Genomic DNA, 20,501 nt, shown 5'->3' with positions numbered 1-20,501 from the left:
TGTCACGACGTCAACGATTGCAGCTTCTTCAGAATCTCGACGCTTGGATCTGCATGCTTGGCTGCACTGGATTTTTCGCTGTCAGATCCGTCCGTCACGATGCCCGCAAGAATTTCAGCCAGGTTGTGAAAGTGCCCGGTCTTTTTCTCGGCAGGGTCCGTGCCACCGCTCTGATTCAATGCCGCTTCCAGCGACAAATGCTGGGAGAGCCACTCAGGGGTGGCTTTTTCTTCAGGACTCATGTTGTCCATAAATGCCAGCGCCGCTGTGGCTCGACCGAAAGGATCATTGATGAACGGATCTTTCCAGTTTTTTTGCTGATCCGCCGGGCCGCTGTAATAACCGGTGGCGAGCCGGGCTTGCTGGCGCATCAAGGCTTGCGCCGAGGCTTGTTCCTGTGCGGTGAATTTCCCGCCCTGATTGGTGGCGACGGCGTTCAGCGAACGTCGGTCCAGATCGCCCATCAACGCATTACGGTCTTCATCGCTGCCGGTGTAGGGTTTGCCGCTGGCGGTCATCAGTGCGTATTTTTCGTCCATGCGCTTGCGGGCATCAGCGGCCACTTCGGCAAAGGTCTTGTCCTTGGAACTGGAGATCGCACCAGGCTTGGAGGCGCCCAGGACAAGTGCATCGGCGTTCATCCCCGAACGCACCGGGAAGAACGGCGCGTTGCCCGCGATCGAGTTGCTGTACTCGGTAGAGGTGCTGGACAGACTCACTGAATCATCGTTCTGCGGCTTGGCCTGATCATCTTGCGTGACGCGTTTTTGCGCATCGGCCGCAGCCTTTGCATCGACGGCAGAGGTGTAGGCAGACATCGCCGCATTCGTTGAAGTTGAAGCAATGATCATTGTTCTTCCTTGACGAGGAGGCCCAGGCGGCCGCGTTGAGATGCTCAATGGGGGACAAGGTACGCTGAAAGTGTGAATCTGGCATTTCCATGTATCAGCAATGCAACAAATGGCCAATCAACGGGCCTGCTGCGGCTCGCTGCTCGCGAGGGTCCGATCCACCAGGCGGATGCGGTCGCGTCCGCCACGCTTGGATTCATACAGCGCGGTATCGCCTTGCTCGATCAATGCCGCCAGACTCGTTGGCGACTGGTCAAACAGGTTGGCACCGATGCTCAAGGTGACCCGTTCAGGCGTGGCGAATGTCTGTGAGGCCGTGTGGTGAAACTGCTCACGCAGTGCGTTGCCCAGCCCCACGATCTGTTCGCTTGATGTGTTATTCAACAGAATGACGAACTCGTCACCCCCCAACCGCGCGGCCAGCGCGCCTTCTGGCAGCACCGAACGAATCATCTCGCTCAGCGCGATGAGCAACTGGTCGCCGGCGGTATGGCCGTAGAGGTCGTTGACCAGTTTGAAGTTATCGATATCGATCAGCAGCAGGGCGCCCGGTCGAGTGCTCGAGACGTCGTCCAGCAGACGCGACGCCCGTGCCTCGAGGGCACGGCGGTTGTACAGGGCGGTCAACGGATCACGCGCGGCCAGTCGGGCGATCCGTTTCTCCCGGCGATAGCGCTCGGTGCCGGTCATCGAGAGCGCGATCAACATGATCGCCATCGCACCCTCGACCAAAGAAATCTGGATGATCTCGCCACGAAAGGCCGCCAGGTCGATCAGCGTGCCCGGAACGACAACCGATATCGCCTTGATGAAGTAGAACAGCCCGTGAGTCAGCAGCACATAACGCAGCTGCACCGCCCCCACGCTCAACGACTTGCCGTGGGGGCGCAGGAGGAAGCTGGCCCTGAGCGTGGGCAGGGCGACCAGCAGCGAGTTGGCCACCAGCATGATCTTCGACCACGACGGTTCGTCGGGCAGCAACAGCATGGCAAGCCAGGCGACAAAGATCAGGTACCAGGCGCGAGAAAGACGCACCTGCGTGAAGCGCGCCACGCCGAGCAGGAAAAGCCAGTGGGCCGTCACCAACAGGCCGTTGGCGAACCAGATGCCGATCAGCAAAAGCCCGCTGCCGCGCAGCAACGCAAGTGTCGAGCCCACGGTGATCGTCGCAAACCCCGCACTCCAGAACAGCAGCGAGGGCTCACGAATGCTGCGCCACTCCACCGCCAGATACAGCGCGGCCGCCGCTGCCAGGGCGATCGAGAGGGTCAACATCGTTGGAGGGTCGAGCGCCATAGCCTGACGGGTTTGCCTGATTTGCGGTTAAGGGCTGTGATTGTAGCGTTCGAGACTCTTTTTCGCAGTGGCTCGTTATCTGGATATCGCACTGTCGATCCCGCAGTTCCCCGTTCGACTATGGGGCAGGGAATGCATTGCACGGTCACTGCGCCTGTCGGCGTTCCCTGTACACAAACGTTCACGAAGACGAACCGGGAGAAGACCCATGCGCACACTCACCGTTGCCGCGCTCATCAGTCTCGCAGCCGTTCGAGTTGCTGCTGGGGCGTCGCACCTATGACATCTTCGCGGCGGCTGGCAGCCGGGTTGGTGGACGAACTTCGGCTGATGATTTTTCCCGTCGTGCCGGGGCGTGGCAAGCGCCTGTTTGACGACACTGCAGTGGCATCGGCCTTCACATTGGTGCATTCGAGCACCACGCCGACGGGGGTACTGATCACCCGATACCTGCGCAGCGGCGAGGTGTGCACCGGAACGTTCGAAGACGTTGAGTAGCAACAGGCGCCAGTATTGGCCGCCTTCATTTGCCTGGCTGACTGCTTGGCTAGAATGAAATGTCAGCCCATTGTTGGAGAAGCAAAATGACCAGTAAAAACACCATTTGTCTCTGGTACGACGGCGACGCACTGGACGCCGCGACCTTCTACGCCAAGACGTTCCCGGACAGCGCGGTGGGCACAGTCCTTCGCGCACCCGGCGACTACCCGGCGGGCAAGCAGGGCGATGTCCTGACCGTCGAATTCACGGTGATGGGCATCCCGTGCCTGGGGCTGAACGGCGGGTCGGGGGTCAAGCACAACGAGGCGTTCTCGTTCCAGGTGGCGACCGATGACCAGGCCGAAACGGACCGCTTGTGGAACGCGATTGTCGGAAACGGCGGCCAGGAAAACGTCTGCGGCTGGTGCCAGGACAAGTGGGGACTGTCATGGCAGATCACCCCGCGTGTGCTGACAGCGGCGATCAAACATCCCGATCGAGCGACAGCCAAGCGCGCGTTCGACGCGATGATGACGATGGGGAAGATTGATGTTGCGGCGATTGAAGCGGCGGTTGGGCGTGCTGCAGGTCTTTAAGGGACGGATATGGAAGGGTGAGTGCCGACTCGTGGCTCACCCCTTGCCCCGGTGACGCAAGCGCGAGTAAGTAGTCAGCATGCTGGTCACGGCCGGCTCATCCGGTTCATCCCGGTCAACCGGCCGTCGGCTGCTACAGGCCTGGAACGCCCGCGCGGAACCCGTCGATGGTTGACGCACTTCCGATACCATCGCATACGATGTAGAGTTTCAGCCTTGCAAGATTGGCCAAAGAGAACGCCCCATGAAAACCACCGACAAGCCAGCCGCCCTCGACCTGAAGCTCTCCGAATTCCTGTGTTTTGCGGTCTATTCATCCAATCTCGCCTTCGGCAAGGCTTATAAGCCAATGCTCGAACGGCTCGGGCTGACCTATACGCAATACATCACCCTCGTTGCACTGTGGGAGGAAGACAACCAGACCGTTGGCAGCCTCGGCGAAAAGCTGTTCCTGGAGTCCAACACCCTCACGCCGATCCTGAAGAAGCTGGAAGCGATGGGTTATGTGCTGCGCCAGCGCGACCCGGAAGACGAACGCCAGGTGCGGATCAGCCTCACGAAAGAGGGGCGAAAGCTGCGTGAAGGGCTCTCGGAAGAGGGCTTCCCGCAAACCGGTCTTGACCCCGACGACTTCGTGAAAATGCAGAAGGCGATTGTGAAATTGCGGGGCAATCTCATCCGTTCGACGAAAGACAGGGAGTAAGAGGGCGGAGCTTCGATAGTGTTTCAGAGGGGCGACCCAGCGATAACGGCATCGGTATTTCCGCCAACGCGCTGCCCTTTATCTTCGAACCTTTTGTGCAAGATGTCGGCGAAGTGAGAAGGGCAGCAGCCCAATTCGAGGTCAATCTCCCTCGCACCGATACGCTGCCCAAAAACGCCTGCTGGTCCTTCGTTATGACAGGCGCGATTCCCGTGACGCGCTGTTCAAGTGCTCCGCCGTGACACCGATGCGCGAAAACACCAGCCACACAAACAGCAGCACACTGCAGCCAATCAGGACGGATGCGCCAGCAATCAATGGCTCGACCGACGCAAAGCCCTTGAGGCGCAGCGTCAGCGCGCCGAGCATCACCGGGACGGCCACGTTGTACGTCCAGAACTGGGCAGCCGCCACGCGCCCTTCGGTGATTGACGGGTGCGCGGTGCCGATGATGCCGAACAGGGCCATCGACACCCATCCCAACAGATTGACATGGGCATGTACCGCGAACAGCGAGTGGTCGCCGGAAGCGCCCATCGCCACGCCCAGCATCACGCCAAGCGCAAAGTAGATCGCAGCGAGCCGAAACCAGGTCCGCGAACGGAGGTTGTGATTCATGGCATACACCTCATGCGCCCTGAGGCGCGTTCAGTTGCTGAAACATAATGGGCAACCTTGCAGGTTGGTTGCTGTACGTCTATTGTGAGACTGTATCTCACGAAAAGACAGAGTCTCATATATTCCATGTCCATACCGAAGTCAAGCCCGTCGAACCCCAACGGCGGTACGCAAGGTCGCACCAACCAGAAGCTGCGAACTCGCCAGGCGCTGATCGATGCCGCCGTCGCCTTGCGCGACGAGGGCCTTCACCCGACGGTTGCGCAAGTGGCCGAGCGCGCAATGGTTTCGCGCGCCACGGCCTATCGCTACTTTCCCTCGACCGAGGCGTTGATCAGCGAGCTGGCCGCCGATCGCGAAATGAAGCCGCTGGAAAGCTTCTGGCGGCCGGGAGACGATCCGGTAAAGGGCATTGGCCTGGCCGCGAACGCGTTGAACACACTCTTGATCGACGACGAGATCGGCCTGCACGTGATGGAACGTTCGTTCATGTCGGTGTGGCTGGAAAGCGAGACCCACGAACCCCTGCGGCCGGGCCGACGGATGAGCTACATCGAGCCGATCGTCGACTCGCTGAAGGACGTGCTCACACCCCGTGCGCGCAAACGCCTGAAGCAGGCGCTGTCGATCGTCATCGGCACTGAAGCGTTGATCGCCGTGCGCGATATCAGTGGCGCGAGCGTTGAAGAATCACTCGATGCCGCTGCCTGGGCGGCGAGAGCGCTGGTTCGTCAGGCGCTGGCGGAGGAGGAACAGGCGCGGCAAAAGCGAAAGTGATGCCGGGCGCCATCGCTCATCCTCGGCGTATAGGCTCGGCGATCAATAGCAACGACTGCGGCACGGGACTTTGTGGGTGCTGCGGCTCTTGCAGGCCGGCCAACCGAAAACCGGCCATGTCCAAGGCATTGAGCCAGCTGGACAAGGTGCGGAAATACCAGGGCATGGGTTGCCACTGCCCCTTGAACCCGGCAAAGGTCTCTGTGCGCCAGCCATCCTGATAATTCCCCGCCGCTGCGGCCCACGGATGCAGTGTCTGGATCACCAGCGCACCGTCTGGGGCGAGCAGGGGAGGCATGGCGGCGAGCAGAGGGATGATGTCCTGGTGCAGCAAGGCGAAGTTGGCGCAGATCAGGTTGTAGTCACGACCGATATCGACTTTTGCCTCCGCCAACGCTTCATAACTCGCCAAATGCACCACAGAAGTTCCCGCCGCACGGGCCGCTTCGACCAGCGTTGCATCGCCATCCACACCGACTGCCTCGATGGAACGTTCCGTCAACGCACGCAACAGCCAGCCCTCACCGCAGCCCAGGTCGAGCACGCGCTCGGGCTGACGGCCCAGCACCGCCAGCAGGATGGCCTGGTCTGTGACCGTGTGGCGGCTTTCTATGGTGCCGGCGCGGATGGCTTCGATCCAGGACCGGGCATTAAGGTGCCAACTTTGGAGGAGGGTGGATTCGGGGGCGGACATGGCGGAGACCGACGTTCTGGGTTGGATAAAGGATAGGTCAAATGTTGATGGGCGAATGGGGTTGGGCAAGCAGTCGCGATGGGGGCCTTGATGCTGAAGCGTCAGCGACAGATCTCATCTGCCAGTTTCCTGGCCTGCCGAGTCGCAGCCTCGCGCGCGCCACGATCAACGTCTTCCCCCAGGATGGTTTTTTCCACAATCACCGAATGCACATCGGTCACGCCGATGAATTGCAGCCAGGCTTCCACATAAGGCTTCTGAAAGTCGAAACGCTCCGCCGGCGTGATCGACTGCGCCGAAAAATCCAGGCCGCGGGCGTACGCCACCACGGCGGTTTTGTTGTGCAGCATGCCTTCCAGGCCGCGTTCCGGGTCGAAGCTGAACAGGATGTCTTTCTGCGAAACCAGGTCGATGAAGTGCTTGAGTTTGTACGGGATACTGAAATTCCAAAGCGGTATGGACATCACCAGCACATCCGCACGGTGCAAGTGCGCAGCCAGCTCTTTCAAGGTGTTCCAGGCCTGCTGTTGCGCCGGGGTCAAGGCGGTGCCATTGAGTCCTGCGTATTTGGCCTCCATGGCCAGGTCATCGAATTCCGGCAACGCCATGTTCCAGAGGTCGAGCGTGAGGATTTCGGTGTTCGGGATGTGTTCTTGATAACGTGAGATGAAGCGGCGGGCGACTTCAAGGGACGCCGAACGCTGCTTGCGTGGAGAACATTCAATATGCAGAAGAGTAGTCATGGCGCGCCTCGAGTGGTGGGGTAGGGAGGCATTGCAACATAGTCGTAATTGAAATATAAATCGTAAATTAGTACTCGATTGATCACGTATAAAACTATGTTCGATACCCTGCTGCTCAAAACATTTGTCGCTGTCGTCGATGAAGAAGGCTTCAGTCGCGCAGCTGAAAAGCTGCACCTTACTCAATCTGCAGTCAGTGGCCATGTGCGGCGACTGGAAGAGCAGATTGGTAAACCGCTGTTGACGCGGACCACCCGCTCCCAGCAACTGACGCCCGATGGCGAGCGCCTGCTGTCTTATGCGCGCACGATCCTTGTGTTGAATCGTGATGCCTGGGCAGAACTGACGCGTACGCCATTTCACGGGCGACTGCGGATCGGGGTGTCCGAGGATTTTGTCGAATCTCGCCTGCTGCGCACTTTTCAGGATTTCGCCGCGCAGTACCCAGGGATGGAGATCGACGTGCAAGTGAGCATTCCTGGCACGTTACTGGCGCTGATGAAGCAAGGGCATCTGGAGTTGGTCATCGGTTCGCTGTGCGAAACCAGCGAAGCGGGTCTTTTGCTATGGCAAGAACCGCTGGTGTGGGCCTGGTCGGCGCAACCCGTCACGCAGCTACCGACGCCGTTGCCGCTGGCCCTGTTCCCCGAGCCGTGCCCTTATCGCGAAGCAGCGCTGAAGCGACTGGCTCAGGCGGGCATCGCCCAACGCACGGCCATGTTATGCAGCAGCACGGCCGGGTTGCAGGCAGCGGCGCTTGCAGGCTTCGCGGTAGCGCCCATGCCACTCAGTCAGTTGAGGCAAGGACTGGTGGTTCTTGGGGCGGAACAAGGGTTGCCGGAGTTGCCTGATGCGGAGTTTCGGTTGTTTACCTCACCTGAAGCGGACCAGGCGATAGTGGCAGCGTTCACTCAGCTTATTGTGGCGTATTGCTCTGCGCGCAGGGCCTGACAGTCATTTCAAAGGCTTGGTATCGAATGCTGCGATATCGATGCGACCCCTCTCGTCAGTCGGTTTTAGCGCTCGCTAAAAAGTACGCAACCAATGCGTTGGCATGGCCATGGCCCATGCCGTGTTCAGTCTTGAGCAAGGCCACCATTTCCATATGCTTCTTGCCGCTGACTGTTGTGAGCAGGGTTAGCCAGTGGGTGATCGGCTGCCCATACTTTTTTTCAATAGAGGGGAAGTACGACGCTGGTCCTTTTAGTTTTGAATCGTCGGTCATGACGCAAACTCCTTTTTGGTTTTGTGTGCTGCTTCTGTCATTGGTCGATCGTTAAAAGCCACGTATTCACCACCCGCCGATCCAGCTCCTCCCAATCCGCCATACCCAGCACCCGCGTGGTATTCAGCCCGCGCAAATACCCGCGCAACTGATTGGCGGTGGCCTGCTCCAGCTTCAGGTCGGGCGCCGGTTTGCCCAGTAGTACGGTTTCGTACTGCACCAGGTACTCGGCCACCCGATCACGGAAATCGGGCAAAACAGCGTCACGAATCAAGTCAAACGTTCTCAAGGAGAGTTCCTCATCCATCGTTTCCAGTGGCGATTGAGTATTCATCCGCCGGCACGGCGCGCAACTATTGTTAGAGGTAATAGTGACCATCAAGAAACGCAAGTTCTACTTTGTTCGCAATACCCGGAAAATCACCTCCAACGACACACCACTCACGAAAATTTGCGTGATTTGATGAACGAACCTTTCAGGATGAGACCGATGCGTCTTTTAAGTGTGCCTGCCATGGCCTTCGGCGCCTTGTTGCTCGCCGGTTGTGCCTCCGCGCCGAACGACCCGACCCTGACCTTGCAGACCAGCAAGACCCCGGCCCAATACGCTGAATGCGTTGTACCGAAATTGCAGGGCAACCCGACCGTCTCGCAGACCCAGCGCAGCTACCGGATCGTGGTGCCGAGCAAAGTCTCGGCGGACAACGTGCTGGAAGCCTACAAGGCCGGCAACGGCGGCAAGGTGTTCATCTACGAGCGGCACCTGTTGGCCTCGAACTTGTTGCCTTCCAGTTTTGAACGCGCCGCACAGGACTGCATCTAACCCCGGTACGTAAACGTTTTCTACAGAGCTCCTTTGGTTGGCCGCAACCAACCAATTTTTTGCCCCGCACCGCATTCGGTGGCGGGGCTTTTTTTGTCTGCGAATAAACGATAGCTGTTTTTCCACTCGTCTAAATCGACAGGCCAAATCGATATTCCTGGGCTGTCCCTTCTTGCCCGGATGGATGCTCGATCAAGAAGCCACAGCGCGCAAGTACCTTTGCCGAGCCGATATTTGCGGCGTAGACATTGGCAACCAGTTGTTTAAGGTTCCAACGCAACCGCGCCTCCTGGATCAGATGCTTCACCGCCTGTGTGGCCAGTCCTTGTCCGCACGCATTTTGAGCAATTCGATAGCCGACTTCTGCCGACCGTTCTGACGTGTTGATGTCTTTCAGGTTCGCCCGACCCACTATTTTCCCGCTAGCGTCTTCGATGACAAAAGGGTGCCAGGTTCCGGCGGCATAATCGGACAAATAAGCCGTGATGTGCTCGGTGACACCCCGCGTCGAGTAGAAAGTAGCGTCACGCGCGTCAATGTGGCGCTCGAACCACTCGCGATTGTCCAATTCAAATGTCAGCAACGCTTCAGCATCCGTGCTTTCCAGAGTCCTGATTCTGACGGGCTTCATAAGTACGCTCCCTCCTTGGTAAACAACCTGGATCATTGTGCAGCGGGACACCGGTCCGCTCCTGGCCGCCAGCATCCTCTCACACATGCCAGGCACCGCTAACGCAGAGACTTGAACGCTGTGCGAAGTTCTTCAGTAAAGAGTCGGGGCTGTTCCCAGGCTGCAAAGTGACCGCCTTTGTCGGCTTGATGGAAGTAGATCAGACCGCTGTAGGCGCGTCGGGCCCAGGTTTCCGGAGGGAAATAAACGTCATCTGGAAACACTGTGACCGCCACTGGCAGGGAAATCTCGGTGGTCTTCTGTGCCGCAGAGGAAAGCGGGCTGCGCCCTTTGTTTTCCCAATACAGCCGTCCTGCCGAAGCGGCGCTGTTCGTGAGCCAGTACAACGTGAAGTTATCCAGCACTTGATCCTTTGTCGGCAGCTGTTGAGGGTCGGCGCCGTACATCCATTTTGAAAATCCCGGGTGAACGAGCAGGAGCGCCGCGAGAAAGCTCGGTGAATCCGCTACGCCGTAGCCCATCATCTGCGGTCTTGCGGCCATCATTGCGCTGTACGCCAGGTTGCCCTGCTTGATCAGTGTGGCAACGGCGTCGAAGGTGGCGCGTTCCTGCGCGGAGAAGTTCTCCGGTGCCGGCCCGCCCGCAGCGAGTGCCGCAGTCGCTTCCGGCGGAATTGTGGCCGGCAGGTTGAGGTGAATGCCGAGCAATCCGGCCGGTGCCTGGCGCGCCATCGCGCTGGTGATCGGGCCACCCCAGTCGCCACCCTGGGCGACGTACCGCGTGTACTCGAGGCGTTTCATCAACTGCGCCCAGGCCCGTGCAATATGATCCGGGTCCCAGCCAATCCCCGTCGGTTTTCCGGAGAAGCCATAGCCAGGGATCGACGGAATCACCACATCAAATGCATCCGCCGCGTTGCCCCCGTGAGCGACGGGGTCGGAGAGCGGGCCGACGACATCAATAAACTCGAGAATGGAGCCTGGCCAACCGTGGGTCATGATCAACGGCAAAGCGTTCGGACGGGGGGAGCGCACCCAGATGAAATGGATGTCCACGCCATCGATCGTCGTGACGTACTGCGGCAAGGCGTTGAGCCGGGCCTCCACTTTGCGCCAGTCGTAACTCGTGCCCCAGTAGTGAACCAGCGCCTTCAATTGTTCCAGTTGAGCGCCCTGGGACCGATCGGAAACCGTCTCTTTATCCGGCCAGCGGGTCGCTGCAATGCGCTCACGCAGCTCCGCCAGATCGCGGTCAGGAACGTGGATCTGAAAAGGGCGGATGGCTTCGGTCTCTTCAGTGGCGACCGCACTGGCGGGAAGCGATGAGGTGAGCATGACGGCGACTGCGGCAGCGACGAATGCGAATTTCATATTCACTTCCTCGAATGAGGGCATGCTGGACATCATTGGAAATTGAAGGTTAGTTCAACCGTGCGCACTTCTCCCATTACGAGGATCCCGGCATGCGCCACTACACTGTGCAATACCTGTTCAACGGCGAGCCCCGCACTCACGTGTTCGAGTTCAATCAGCCTCGGCTGCCTGTCCATGAGGCGGCGATGCATCTGTTGCAACTGCATTTTGGGGATGGAGAGAACAGCCTGATCATGCCCAATGCGGATGCGACGCCAGCGGAGATTTCAGAGCAGGCCGAGCGGGTAGGGCTGACGCAGATACAGGTCCTGGACTAACGTGTGTAGCAAACCGAAAAAATCTATTGAATAAAAGCTCTATAAGCTTTAAACGGGATGCTCACTGGCGCAATGCTAGCAATCACTCAGTAAGTATCGCCAGTTACTGGCTCAGGGAGCGCTGATGAGTGTTCGTCCATGCAACGACTCTGCGCGGCAATCGAACGATTGCCACGTGGTTGCATCTCAACGAAAAGGAAATTCGGAGACTGTCGGCATGGCGTACGCTGGCAACGAAAATACGATCGAACAATTGCTGGATTCAGCGCGCAACTGGGGGCACACCACCGCGTGGGTGGTTTACCGCGCCGGCGAACAAATGCATTTGGTCGGGCAGGGCGATCCACGTGCGCGGTGGCCTTCAAGTGTTGCGAATGACGAGTTCGAAGCCTTTTGCCTGACCTGGCGATTGCACCGCTGGCCGACCGGCAAGGGCGAGAGTGAACTGGGTTGGCTGCTTGCGCCAGTCGACGATGCCGCTGAACCGGCGCTCGCCGAATTTGCCCAGCGCCTGGGCATTGAGGTACAGACCAATACGCTTGCCCGTGCGCAGATTACTCAGCGTGTGCTGTATGAAATTACCTACCTGGCCAGTTCGACCCGCGACCGGTCAGTGTTTCTGGTGGGGGTTCACCAACTATTGGCGAGCCTGATCGATGCCGAGAACTTTTATCTCGCGTTGTATGACCCGCACAGTGGCAAGATCGACTATCCGTATTACGTCGACATCATCGACGTTGATGCCGTCGAGTCCCAGCACTACGAATACCTTGACCCGTCACACCTGTCCTTGACCGGGCAAGTGTTGACCACGGGCCAGCCGTTGCTGATCGACGCCGCAGGCATTCTCGCGGCTCAGGCCGAGGAGCGTTTTTACTGCGTGGGTGATCGTCCCGAGTTCTGGATGGGGGCACCGTTGAAAAATGCCTCGGATGACGTGTTCGGCATGCTCGCGATGCAGGTCTACGAGGTTTCCCGAACCTACAGCGCCGAGGACCGCGCGCTGTTTCTGGTGGTGGCACGCCACGTGGCCATGGCGCTGGACCGGATCCTGCACCGAGAGGACCTGGAAGCGACGGTGATACGTCGTACCCTGGAGCTGTCGGCACTCAACGACGCATTGCGGCAGGAAGTGGCAGAACGAGAGCGCGCCGAGCATCTGCAGAGCGCGCTGTTCCAGATCGCTGAACTGTCCAGCCAGCCTGGCGACATGGCTGAGTTGTTTCAAACCCTGCATGGCATCGTCGGTGATCTGTTGTTCGCGCGGAACTTCTACATTGCGCTGTTCGACGACGCGACCAGTGAAGTGACCTTTCCCTATTACGTTGATGAGCGGCAGACGACCTGCCCGGTGGCACGGCGTGGGAGCCGGGGCTTGACCGAGTACGTGATCCGTCAGCGCCGACCTTGCCTGATTGACGCCGACGAAGCCGAGCGATTGACTGCGCACGGTGAAATCGAAGTGGCCGATGCGTATTTCCAATCCTATTCCTGGCTGGGCATTCCCTTGTTCGATGGCGATGTGGTGCGTGGCGTGCTGGCAGTGCAAAGCTATACCTCGCAGGTGCGCTATACCCTGCGTGACCAGGAATTGCTGACGTTCGTGTCGCGGCACATCGACACCGCGTTATCGCGCCGCACGGCCGCCGAAGCGATCCATGCCGCCAACCTCAAGCTGGAAGCCCGGGTGCAGAACCGTACCCGCGAGCTCGATCACGCCAATGCCAAGTTGCAGCACGAGAACTCCCACGATGCGCTGACCGGGCTGCCGAATCGTACCTACCTGCAACAGCGCCTCAATCTGGCCTGGTCGCAGTTCGGCAGCGAAGGCGGGCACCTGGCGGTGATGTTCATCGACCTCGACCGTTTCAAACTGGTCAACGACAGCCTCGGCCACCATTTTGGCGACCTGCTGTTGAGGCAGGCCGCCCACCGTTTACGCGGTTGCCTGCGCGACACCGACATGCTCGCACGCCTGGGCGGCGATGAGTTTTCCGTGCTGGCACCCGACGCGCCGCTGGACGTGGTGATCGAAATCGCCGAACGGATTCTGGTGGCGTTTGACCTGCCGTTTTTGATCAATGGCTATGAGGTGTTTTCGTCCTGCAGCATCGGTATCGTCAGCGCCGACAGCCAGTTTCATATGGAGCCCGCCGACTTGCTGCGCGATGCCGATGCGGCGATGTACCGGGTCAAGAGTGCCGGACGCGACAGCTACGCGGTGTTCAATCAGGAAGTGCGCCGTGAAGTCTCGGACCAGGTCGAGCGGGAAGGTGCCTTGCGCAACGCGCTCAAGCGTACCGACGAATTGCTGCCGTATTTCCAGCCGATCGTCAGCGTCGAAAGCGGCGAACTGGTTGCCCTCGAAGCGCTGATTCGCTGGCACCAGCCGGGCGGCCGGGTGATCGCGCCGGGCGAGTTTTTGCCGGACGTCGAGGGTTTGCGCCTGATCGGTCGCCTGGACCTGTACATGCTGACCAGCATCGCAATGATCCTCGCGCAACCCGAGCACGCCAACTGGCCGCCGGTGCACGTCAATTGCTCCAGCTACAGCATGACGCGTCCGGACTTCGCCAGTGATGTGCTTGCCTTGCTGGCGCGGCACCGGGTCGAGCCGTCGCGGATCTGCCTGGAGTTGACCGAAGGGGCGTTGGTCGCCGAACCGGCGATTGCCCGACTGACCATGCAGCAATTGGCCGACAACGGCATGTCGGTGGTGCTTGATGACTTCGGTGCCGGGTTTTCATCCCTGAGCTATGTGCATCAATACCGTTTCAGCGGCCTGAAGATCGACAAGTCGTTCATCCTCGAATTGACCGCCAGCCCTCGCAGTCGCGCGATTGTCCGGGCGATTGTGCGGATGGCCGAATCGCTGGACCTGAGTGTGGTGGCCGAAGGCGTCGAGGATCAAGCGACGCTGGACCTGCTGCGCGAAATGGGCGCAGGGCAGGCCCAGGGTTATTACTTTGCCAAGCCGATGGGGTTGGAGGCGTTGTTGGCGAGTTCGTTGATTGGGCGTTAGGGGTTGTTGAGGTATTGCGCCCTTATCGCGGCTTCCTGACCTTCATGAGCGAGTAAAGCCTGGACCTCATCGGCCCCATTGATGAAATCGGCCAGAACCTGCCCTCGACTAGCGGGGTCAATATCTCCAGAAAACTGGAGTTACGAGCACCAACACAGTCAGGATTTCCAACCTTCCCAGAAGCATTCCAACGGTGAGTAGCCATTTGGCGGCATCCGGTAATGACGAGAAATTACCTGCCGGCCCAATGATCGTGCCCAGGCCTGGCCCGACGTTACACACCGCCGTAGCGGCACCGCTCAACGCGGTTATCCAATCAAGCCCAATGAAAGCCAGGCCCAAAGCGATGGCGGCAATCGTGATGGTGAAGAAAAACGAGAAGGTCAAAAGCGAGCGCACGATCTCCTCGTCGATGGGGTGACCGTTGTATTTTTTCTGAATCACGGCTCGAGGATGGATCAACTGCTTCAAGCTGCTGACCAGCAGAGCGGCAGCCACCTGAAAACGGAAGATTTTAAGACCGCCTGCCGTTGAGCCGGAACAGCCACCGACGAAGGTCAAATAGAAAAACAGCAAAACAGCGAAACTGCCCCACAAGGTGTAGTCGCCAACCGCAATTCCGGTGGTCGTGACGACCGAGGTCACATTGACAGCCACGATACGAAACGCATCCCACCATCCGTAATCGCTGTGAAAATACAGCCAGGTACCAACAGCCAGCGATGTGACGAGCAAGAATCCAATAAATCCGCGTACCTGGTGATCCTTGATCAGCGCACGCCGATTACCCCGCAATGTCGCGACATACAAGGTGAATGGCAGGCTGCCCAGAATCATGATGACTACCGCCACCCAGTGAATCGCTGGTTGAGTCCAATGCCCGAGAGAGGAATCCGAAGTTGAGAACCCTCCGGTAGAGATTAGCGACATCGCGTGGTTGACCGCTTCAAATGGCGTCATTCCCGCGAGCCAGAGCGCTAGAGCTCCGATGCCCGTCAGCCACAGATAGAGCAAAAGAATGTACTTGGCTGCCACATGGGAGCGCGGTGTCACTTTCTCCGACCAATCTGAGGACTCTGTCTGGAACAGACGCATGCCGCCGACTCGCAACAGTGGAAGAATCGCCACAGCCATGCCGATAAAGCCGATGCCACCCAACCAGTGGAGCATGGAGCGCCAGATCAGCAAGCCGGGAGATGAGCTATCCAGACCGGTGAGTACAGTCGAGCCAGTGGTCGTGATGCCAGACATCGTTTCAAAGAATGCGTCGGTGTAGCTGATATCGCTGATGAACACCATGGGTAAAGCTGCGAAGGTGCACACAACTACCCAGCTTGCGGTAGTCAGCAAGTACATGTCCCTCGGCCGAAGATCGCCAGTATTCGGGCGCCCCCGCACGATCAACAGGAGACCACAGATGAAGGTAATCAAACTCGACCAGAGGAAGGCCGAGAGATCGTCGCTACGCTCATAGATCACCAGTGTGATCATGGGAATAGCCATGCTCACGGCCAGCGTGATCAAAAAAATACCTAAGATGAAGCCGATAAGCCGAATTGCTGCGAGTGACATCACAGTAGCGTTCCAAATTAGCACCGCGCAGTATCGGATGCCCACCCTAAAGGCTCCGTAAATTCTCCGTAAAATTTCTATGAGCAATCAGTCAGGCTGCATGGGTCAAAGAGCAGCTTTGGGTCCTGTTGAAAAAAATCGGCCTTGGTTTCGACGGTAGAGAAGTACGCGCTTGAGATTGACACCTTCACTTTGAGCAGAGCATTCCGGGCTCGGATTTCGCGTAGCTGCGCGCAAAAAAGGTGTTTTCAGCAGTCGGTTTATTGAGTGGTGTTGCTGTTTGTTTTTACAGGCGCTAGCCTCTCCGGACTTCAGCACAAATCAAAGTTATGCCGATATAGCGCAGCACTGGAGGGCATGCGTTATCAGGGATTGATAAGCGATATGACGGTACGCCCCGCAACTGACAGTGATCGAACAGCCCTGTTTGACTTGCATCGAGCAGTTTTCCACGGGCACATCGAGAAAATTTGGGGCTGGGGTGAAAGTTGGCAGCGCTCTAATTTTGCAACCTAATTCGCATATGCAATCACGTCGGTTATTGAAGTCGACGGCCAGACTGTTGGCTACTTTCAAGTTCTGGACAAAGACGATCTGAATCCATATTCAGAACATCGCGGTTTCACACGAATTTCAAGCCAAGGGTATCGGCACCCAGATTCTGAAGGGACGCCAGCTGAAAGCCGCAGCCCGCCATGTAAGCCTTTTGAAATGGAAGTCATCTCATGTTCGAACGTAACAAACTGGTGCCGGAGCTGATGGTCACCGATCTGGGTAGCAGTATGGCTTTTTGGGTTTCTTGCCTGGGGTTCAAAATAGCTTATCAACGTCCGGAAGATGGATTCGCATACCTTGATTTAAATGGCGCTCAAGTAATGCTTGAGCAGATTGATTCGAATGCCGGGCAATGGCTGACTGCGCCGTTGACTAAACCGTTTGGAAGAGGCATCAACCTGCAGATTGATGTCGAGGCCGTTGCACCCATCATCCAAAAACTTGATCAGGCTGGATTTCCACTCTATCGAGAATGCAAAGACACCTGGTATCGGGCTGAAAATGTAGAAGTAGGGCAGCGCGAGTTCATCGTTCAGGATGTCGACGGTTATCTCGTAAGGTTAGTAGAGCGGTTAGGCGAGCGACCAGCCTGCTCAAGTTGAATCCGAACCAAGTCGACCGTCAGCTTTGGTCACAAGCGAGCATTCATGGTCGTCCGCTTTCGGCCCAGAGTGTGTAAAAAAGCTTCGCCAAAATTGAAGTGTGCGCGTCTACGTTAAATCTGAAATTTATCGGCACGTCAGCAGATGTAGATTTCGCGTAGAAGCGCGATTTTCAATCCGGTTTTGAGTACCTGTCGCACTGAAAAACGTTTTTACACAGCCTCGGCCAAAAGCGGTCGTTACTCAAACGTCATAAACAGGGGAATTGATCTGTTAGCTTTCATTACGTAATTCCTCTGCAAGCCACTCAATCAGCGCGCGCACCTCAATCCGGTCTTCCCCACCCTGCAGTCTGAAAACCGATATCGCATTAGGTAAAGGGACACTTTCTGCGCAAGGTCTCACCAGCGTACCGTTTTCAATAAGCCTCCCGGCGGTTCGACGCCACCCCATTGCAATTCCATGCCCTTCAACGGCGGCCTGAAGCATCAAGGGGTAACTGTCAAACAAAGTGCCCTGAGAACAACCCTCCAATGTCTGCCCAAATGCCTGCAGCCAGCTATCCCATTCCATCAAGTGCGGTGGCGTGGCGCGATGGTGTAAAAGCGTGTGGAGGCGAAGTTCACTGATCCCGAGTGACTGTCGGGCAGTCAGGTAATGAGGACTGCACACCGGAAACACTTCATCAGCGGCGGTAAACGCCAGAACATGCAAGCCGCTGGGGCGTCCGGTGCTTTGTAAGGCCACGTCAAAATGGTCATTGAATTCAGTCAACGGTCTGGTGGATGTCGCGACCTGGATCTCGATTTCCGGGTGTTGCTGGTGGAACGTCGAAAGGCGCGGCATCAACCAATAGAACGCTTCGCACAACTGACACAGTAAAACGACGCGGTTTTTACGGGGTGATTCACGAAGGGTGACGGCACTGTCGCTGATACTTTGCAATGCGGTGCTCACCACGCGCCCTAGCTCACGCCCCTCCTGCGTCAGGAAGACTGCACGGTTGCGGCGGCAAAAAAGCTTCAACCCAAGATTTTCTTCAAACCCACGGATCTGGCGGCTGATCGCCGCTTGAGTGATGTGCAATTCATCGGCAGCCTTCGAAAAGCTTTCCAGTCGAGCAGCCGCTTCAAAGGGCAGCAAACTGGCAAGCGGCGGCAATGACTTCCCAAGCGTATTCATAATCAGACGTTATGCATCCAAGACCGAGAACTCGTTTGTAGCATACCCCAGGCGCTGTGCAACATGAGCTGAATACCTCGCGGATATGCCTGATGACCATTGCTCACTCAAACATCATCGCCGGAGTGATCCTTGCCGTGGTCGCGACCCTGAGCTGGGCTCTGAATTTCATAGCCCCTTACGTCACTGGCGCCTACAGCATCTATGACTTGATGGTTATCCGGTTTCTGATCTCCGGTGCGCTGGGCGTGGTTGTCATGGTGCTCTGTCGCGCCCAGCTACGGTGCCTGCGTCGCAATCAGCAATTTCTCGCCGCCGGTCTGGGCATGATCGGATATCTCGGGTACAGCACCTGCATTGCCGCCGGTGTTATTTTTGGCGGCCCCGTGCTGACTCCAGCGTTCATTGGCATGGTGCCAGTCTTGTTGGCACTGCTCAGCAACGCCACGAAAAAAACGCTTCCATGGCGCAGACTGATGATACCGCTGACATTCTTGACTGGCGGGCTTGTGCTGACGAACATCAGCAGTATCAATCAACCCGTTGCGGGCCATGGGTCGTGGTTGATGGGGTTGATTTTTTCTGTCTGCGCCGTGGTCTTGTGGCTCGCATTCAGCTTGCTGAACCAGAGTGCACTGGAGAAACTCCCGGCCAATTCGTCAGGTGTCTGGACAGGCCTCATGATGGCCGGTGCCGGAATGGGCACCGTGTGCTTGTTACCGGTTGTGCAGGCGCTCGACCTTCTCAAGCTGCCAATCCTTGGTTTCAGTGTTTCCCCGGCAGGACATTTGTACGTCTGGGGCCTCGTTATTGCGATGATGTCCTCACTCGTCGGGGCCTGGGCTTGGAACGCAGCGTCCCGTCGCCTTCCCATGGTGCTTTCTGGACAACTGATCTCCCTTGAATCGCTGTTCGCTACATTACTCGGCCTGTTGTTTCATAGCCGGCTGCCAACACCTTTAGAAGCGTCAGGTCTTGCTGCCATTCTAGTAGGTGTGATTATGGCTGTTCGTATCATCCTGACTTCAATCGGTAACCCATCCTGCGCGATAAGAAAAATCAACTCCGTTAACTCCTAACAGTCGCTAAGCGGTCTGAAGAGGATCACCCTACGCTTGGAAGAATCGGTCGGGCCGGCATGGCCAAAGGGCACTGGAGGTCTTGCCATCGATGATCTCCTCGCTGGCTAGACGTCCCACTGCCGCCGCCAAAGTAATTCCAGGGTGCATTGCACAAACGTAGACGCCACCCACTTTGGGTAGATAACCGATGATGGGGATGCCATCGGTAGGCATCGGCCTAAGTCCGATACAGGCCCTTTCCGGATCTATGGAAGCAACACCATGGAGTTCGTTCTGTATTGTCTTGGCAGTTCGAAGCGCTATCGCTGCCGGCTGATTGTCCATGGCGTCGTCCAGGTAATCTTCTGCCGCCAGCAATGCACCATCCGAACTTTGCCTCACTTCTATTTCAGGGCTGGAGATGAGGGTGTGCACGAGGTTGGGTTGTGACTTGTAACGGATGAAAATGGCAGGCGAGGCTTCTATAGGCAGGGACACTCCAAGCATGTCTGTCAGCTTCGTGATGCCTGTCCCGGCTGCCAATACGACAATATCGGCATCGATAATGCCTATTGTTGTTTCGACTCCGGTCACCGTTGCACTCTGGGTTACAAAACCGAGCACTCGCGTCTGAGTGAGAATATACGCCCCATACGCCTGGGCACCTGCGATCAACGCATGCGTAGCTGGTACTGCGTCCAGCGCTCCTTCTTCAGCCGCATATAGAGCAGACTGGGGAGGGTTCTTGAGATTTGGTTCAAGGTCGAGAATCTGCGATCGAGACACCAGGTTTGCCGAAGCCTGGTGACCTGGGATCGGCAGCGCTCCACTCGCCATCACGCTGTAAGACAAGGCACCTGTCCATCGTATCTTCAGACCAGGCAGCTGCGTTTCGAGCCGGCGGTACTCCTTGATGGCAGAACCGCGCAGTTGCGCAATTGGGTCAGGTTCGGGGTGTGCGGTATTGATCCAGGCGAATGAGCTGCCAGTCACTCCGGAAGCTATACCTTCAGCCTCGACCAAGGTGACATTCGCGCCTTTACCTGCCAAGTGATACGCCAATGACGCGCCCACGATGCCTGCACCAATGACAACGACTCGTTTGCCCTGACCATTTCCCATATCAACCTCCGTTCTGTCGATGTGCCGATGGTACGACAGCAGGATGATTTCATGACATGAGAACCTGATCGTTCAGAACGCTTTTTAAGTGTCAGCTCCTGGCCGATTACTGCCTGTCGTGACGGGTAGTAATCGACGCTAAGCGGCCGTCACTTCAGGCAAAGATTGATCGAACTTAGCCCATCAGGTAATACAGCATTTGAGTCACGATGGGGCGCAATCCGGCGGTGTTATGATCTGGGCGTCTATTTCTGCCAA

The 20,501-nt window shown here is 57.5% G+C and carries 21 protein-coding genes and 1 pseudogene; 10 read left to right on the top strand and 12 right to left on the bottom strand.

Translation table 11 applies throughout. The annotated features are described in order from the left end of the window. Positions 1–2 precede the first annotated feature (2 nt). Positions 3–851 carry a hypothetical protein gene (locus ACM6IQ_RS24170; RefSeq protein ID WP_017338286.1) on the bottom strand — a complete coding sequence of 283 codons (849 nt, stop codon included), beginning with the start codon at positions 849–851 and terminating at the stop codon, positions 3–5. A 117-nt stretch (positions 852–968) separates the two neighbouring features. After that, the gene (locus ACM6IQ_RS24165) at positions 969–2,147 is read right to left on the bottom strand and encodes a GGDEF domain-containing protein (RefSeq protein WP_414880039.1); all 1,179 of its coding nucleotides are present in this window, start codon (positions 2,145–2,147) and stop codon (positions 969–971) included. 297 nt (positions 2,148–2,444) lie between these two features. Between ACM6IQ_RS24165 and ACM6IQ_RS24160 the strand changes: the two are divergent. The 3 genes and pseudogenes from ACM6IQ_RS24160 to ACM6IQ_RS24150 all read left to right on the top strand — a co-directional run. Beyond that, positions 2,445–2,645: pseudogene (locus ACM6IQ_RS24160) on the top strand (dihydrofolate reductase family protein); the annotation flags it as partial. An 86-nt stretch (positions 2,646–2,731) separates the two neighbouring features. Next, positions 2,732–3,223 carry a VOC family protein gene (locus tag ACM6IQ_RS24155; protein ID WP_017338289.1) on the top strand — a complete coding sequence of 164 codons (492 nt, stop codon included), beginning with the start codon at positions 2,732–2,734 and terminating at the stop codon, positions 3,221–3,223. A 244-nt stretch (positions 3,224–3,467) separates the two neighbouring features. Continuing rightward, a complete protein-coding gene (locus ACM6IQ_RS24150; RefSeq protein WP_017338290.1) occupies positions 3,468–3,926 on the top strand; it encodes a MarR family winged helix-turn-helix transcriptional regulator in 459 nt (152 codons plus the stop codon). Between the two features lie 192 nt (positions 3,927–4,118). On the opposite strand, the gene ACM6IQ_RS24145 is transcribed toward ACM6IQ_RS24150, so the two are convergent. Continuing rightward, positions 4,119–4,544 (bottom strand): hypothetical protein, encoded by a 426-nt coding sequence (locus ACM6IQ_RS24145; RefSeq protein WP_414880038.1) that lies wholly within the window; start codon positions 4,542–4,544, stop codon positions 4,119–4,121. A 126-nt stretch (positions 4,545–4,670) separates the two neighbouring features. Here ACM6IQ_RS24145 and ACM6IQ_RS24140 point away from each other — a divergent pair, with 126 nt between their 5' ends. Continuing rightward, positions 4,671–5,321: a TetR/AcrR family transcriptional regulator gene (locus ACM6IQ_RS24140; RefSeq protein ID WP_017338292.1), complete on the top strand. Its 651-nt coding sequence runs from the start codon at positions 4,671–4,673 to the stop codon at positions 5,319–5,321. A 16-nt stretch (positions 5,322–5,337) separates the two neighbouring features. On the opposite strand, the gene ACM6IQ_RS24135 is transcribed toward ACM6IQ_RS24140, so the two are convergent. Further along, on the bottom strand, positions 5,338–6,015 hold the full coding sequence (locus ACM6IQ_RS24135) for a class I SAM-dependent methyltransferase (RefSeq protein ID WP_414880037.1): 678 nt from the start codon (positions 6,013–6,015) through the stop codon (positions 5,338–5,340). 101 nt (positions 6,016–6,116) lie between these two features. After that, positions 6,117–6,758: an FMN-dependent NADH-azoreductase gene (locus ACM6IQ_RS24130; RefSeq protein ID WP_414880036.1), complete on the bottom strand. Its 642-nt coding sequence runs from the start codon at positions 6,756–6,758 to the stop codon at positions 6,117–6,119. Positions 6,759–6,854: 96 nt separating this feature from the next. On the opposite strand from ACM6IQ_RS24130, the gene ACM6IQ_RS24125 reads away from it, so the two are divergent. Further along, entirely contained in the window at positions 6,855–7,709 is an 855-nt protein-coding gene (locus ACM6IQ_RS24125) for a LysR substrate-binding domain-containing protein (RefSeq protein WP_017338295.1), read from the top strand. A gap of 55 nt (positions 7,710–7,764) precedes the next feature. Here the strand turns inward: ACM6IQ_RS24125 and ACM6IQ_RS24120 are convergent, their stop codons facing one another. Further along, positions 7,765–7,983 (bottom strand): DUF4287 domain-containing protein, encoded by a 219-nt coding sequence (locus ACM6IQ_RS24120; protein ID WP_017338296.1) that lies wholly within the window; start codon positions 7,981–7,983, stop codon positions 7,765–7,767. Between the two features lie 37 nt (positions 7,984–8,020). After that, on the bottom strand, positions 8,021–8,272 hold the full coding sequence (locus ACM6IQ_RS24115; protein ID WP_033037563.1) for a hypothetical protein: 252 nt from the start codon (positions 8,270–8,272) through the stop codon (positions 8,021–8,023). 201 nt (positions 8,273–8,473) lie between these two features. Between ACM6IQ_RS24115 and ACM6IQ_RS24110 the strand changes: the two genes are divergently transcribed. Next, positions 8,474–8,806 carry a hypothetical protein gene (locus ACM6IQ_RS24110; protein ID WP_017338298.1) on the top strand — a complete coding sequence of 111 codons (333 nt, stop codon included), beginning with the start codon at positions 8,474–8,476 and terminating at the stop codon, positions 8,804–8,806. 130 nt (positions 8,807–8,936) lie between these two features. Here the strand turns inward: ACM6IQ_RS24110 and ACM6IQ_RS24105 are convergent, their stop codons facing one another. Together ACM6IQ_RS24105 and ACM6IQ_RS24100 are read right to left on the bottom strand one after the other, a co-directional pair. Then, entirely contained in the window at positions 8,937–9,437 is a 501-nt protein-coding gene (locus tag ACM6IQ_RS24105; RefSeq protein ID WP_414880035.1) for a GNAT family N-acetyltransferase, read from the bottom strand. Positions 9,438–9,535: 98 nt separating this feature from the next. After that, a complete protein-coding gene (locus tag ACM6IQ_RS24100) occupies positions 9,536–10,807 on the bottom strand; it encodes an epoxide hydrolase family protein (protein ID WP_414880034.1) in 1,272 nt (423 codons plus the stop codon). 92 nt (positions 10,808–10,899) lie between these two features. On the opposite strand from ACM6IQ_RS24100, the gene ACM6IQ_RS24095 reads away from it, so the two are divergent. Beyond that, positions 10,900–11,127 carry a hypothetical protein gene (locus ACM6IQ_RS24095; protein ID WP_414880033.1) on the top strand — a complete coding sequence of 76 codons (228 nt, stop codon included), beginning with the start codon at positions 10,900–10,902 and terminating at the stop codon, positions 11,125–11,127. A 124-nt stretch (positions 11,128–11,251) separates the two neighbouring features. Further along, positions 11,252–14,149, top strand: a complete 2,898-nt coding sequence (locus tag ACM6IQ_RS24090; RefSeq protein ID WP_414880032.1) for an EAL domain-containing protein — start codon at positions 11,252–11,254, stop codon at positions 14,147–14,149. Positions 14,150–14,266: 117 nt separating this feature from the next. On the opposite strand, the gene ACM6IQ_RS24085 is transcribed toward ACM6IQ_RS24090, so the two are convergent. Beyond that, the gene (locus ACM6IQ_RS24085; RefSeq protein ID WP_031318797.1) at positions 14,267–15,721 is read right to left on the bottom strand and encodes a TrkH family potassium uptake protein; all 1,455 of its coding nucleotides are present in this window, start codon (positions 15,719–15,721) and stop codon (positions 14,267–14,269) included. A gap of 725 nt (positions 15,722–16,446) precedes the next feature. Between ACM6IQ_RS24085 and ACM6IQ_RS24080 the strand changes: the two genes are divergently transcribed. Beyond that, a complete protein-coding gene (locus tag ACM6IQ_RS24080; RefSeq protein WP_017338304.1) occupies positions 16,447–16,878 on the top strand; it encodes a bleomycin resistance protein in 432 nt (143 codons plus the stop codon). Positions 16,879–17,151: 273 nt separating this feature from the next. Here ACM6IQ_RS24080 and ACM6IQ_RS24075 read toward each other — a convergent pair whose 3' ends face one another. After that, on the bottom strand, positions 17,152–18,060 hold the full coding sequence (locus tag ACM6IQ_RS24075) for a LysR substrate-binding domain-containing protein (protein ID WP_414880031.1): 909 nt from the start codon (positions 18,058–18,060) through the stop codon (positions 17,152–17,154). A gap of 92 nt (positions 18,061–18,152) precedes the next feature. On the opposite strand from ACM6IQ_RS24075, the gene ACM6IQ_RS24070 reads away from it, so the two are divergent. Continuing rightward, positions 18,153–19,139 (top strand): DMT family transporter, encoded by a 987-nt coding sequence (locus ACM6IQ_RS24070; RefSeq protein WP_414880030.1) that lies wholly within the window; start codon positions 18,153–18,155, stop codon positions 19,137–19,139. A gap of 30 nt (positions 19,140–19,169) precedes the next feature. On the opposite strand, the gene ACM6IQ_RS24065 is transcribed toward ACM6IQ_RS24070, so the two are convergent. Further along, the gene (locus ACM6IQ_RS24065) at positions 19,170–20,243 is read right to left on the bottom strand and encodes an NAD(P)/FAD-dependent oxidoreductase (RefSeq protein WP_414880029.1); all 1,074 of its coding nucleotides are present in this window, start codon (positions 20,241–20,243) and stop codon (positions 19,170–19,172) included. Positions 20,244–20,501: the final 258 nt, after the last annotated feature.

The sequence above is a fragment of the Pseudomonas sp. IT-P100 genome, assembly GCF_949767185.1.
In the GTDB taxonomy this organism is placed as follows: Bacteria; Pseudomonadota; Gammaproteobacteria; order Pseudomonadales; family Pseudomonadaceae; genus Aquipseudomonas; species Aquipseudomonas fluorescens_B.
Note: the sequence above shows the minus strand (reverse complement) of the source record. Positions and strands in the feature narration are given on the sequence as shown.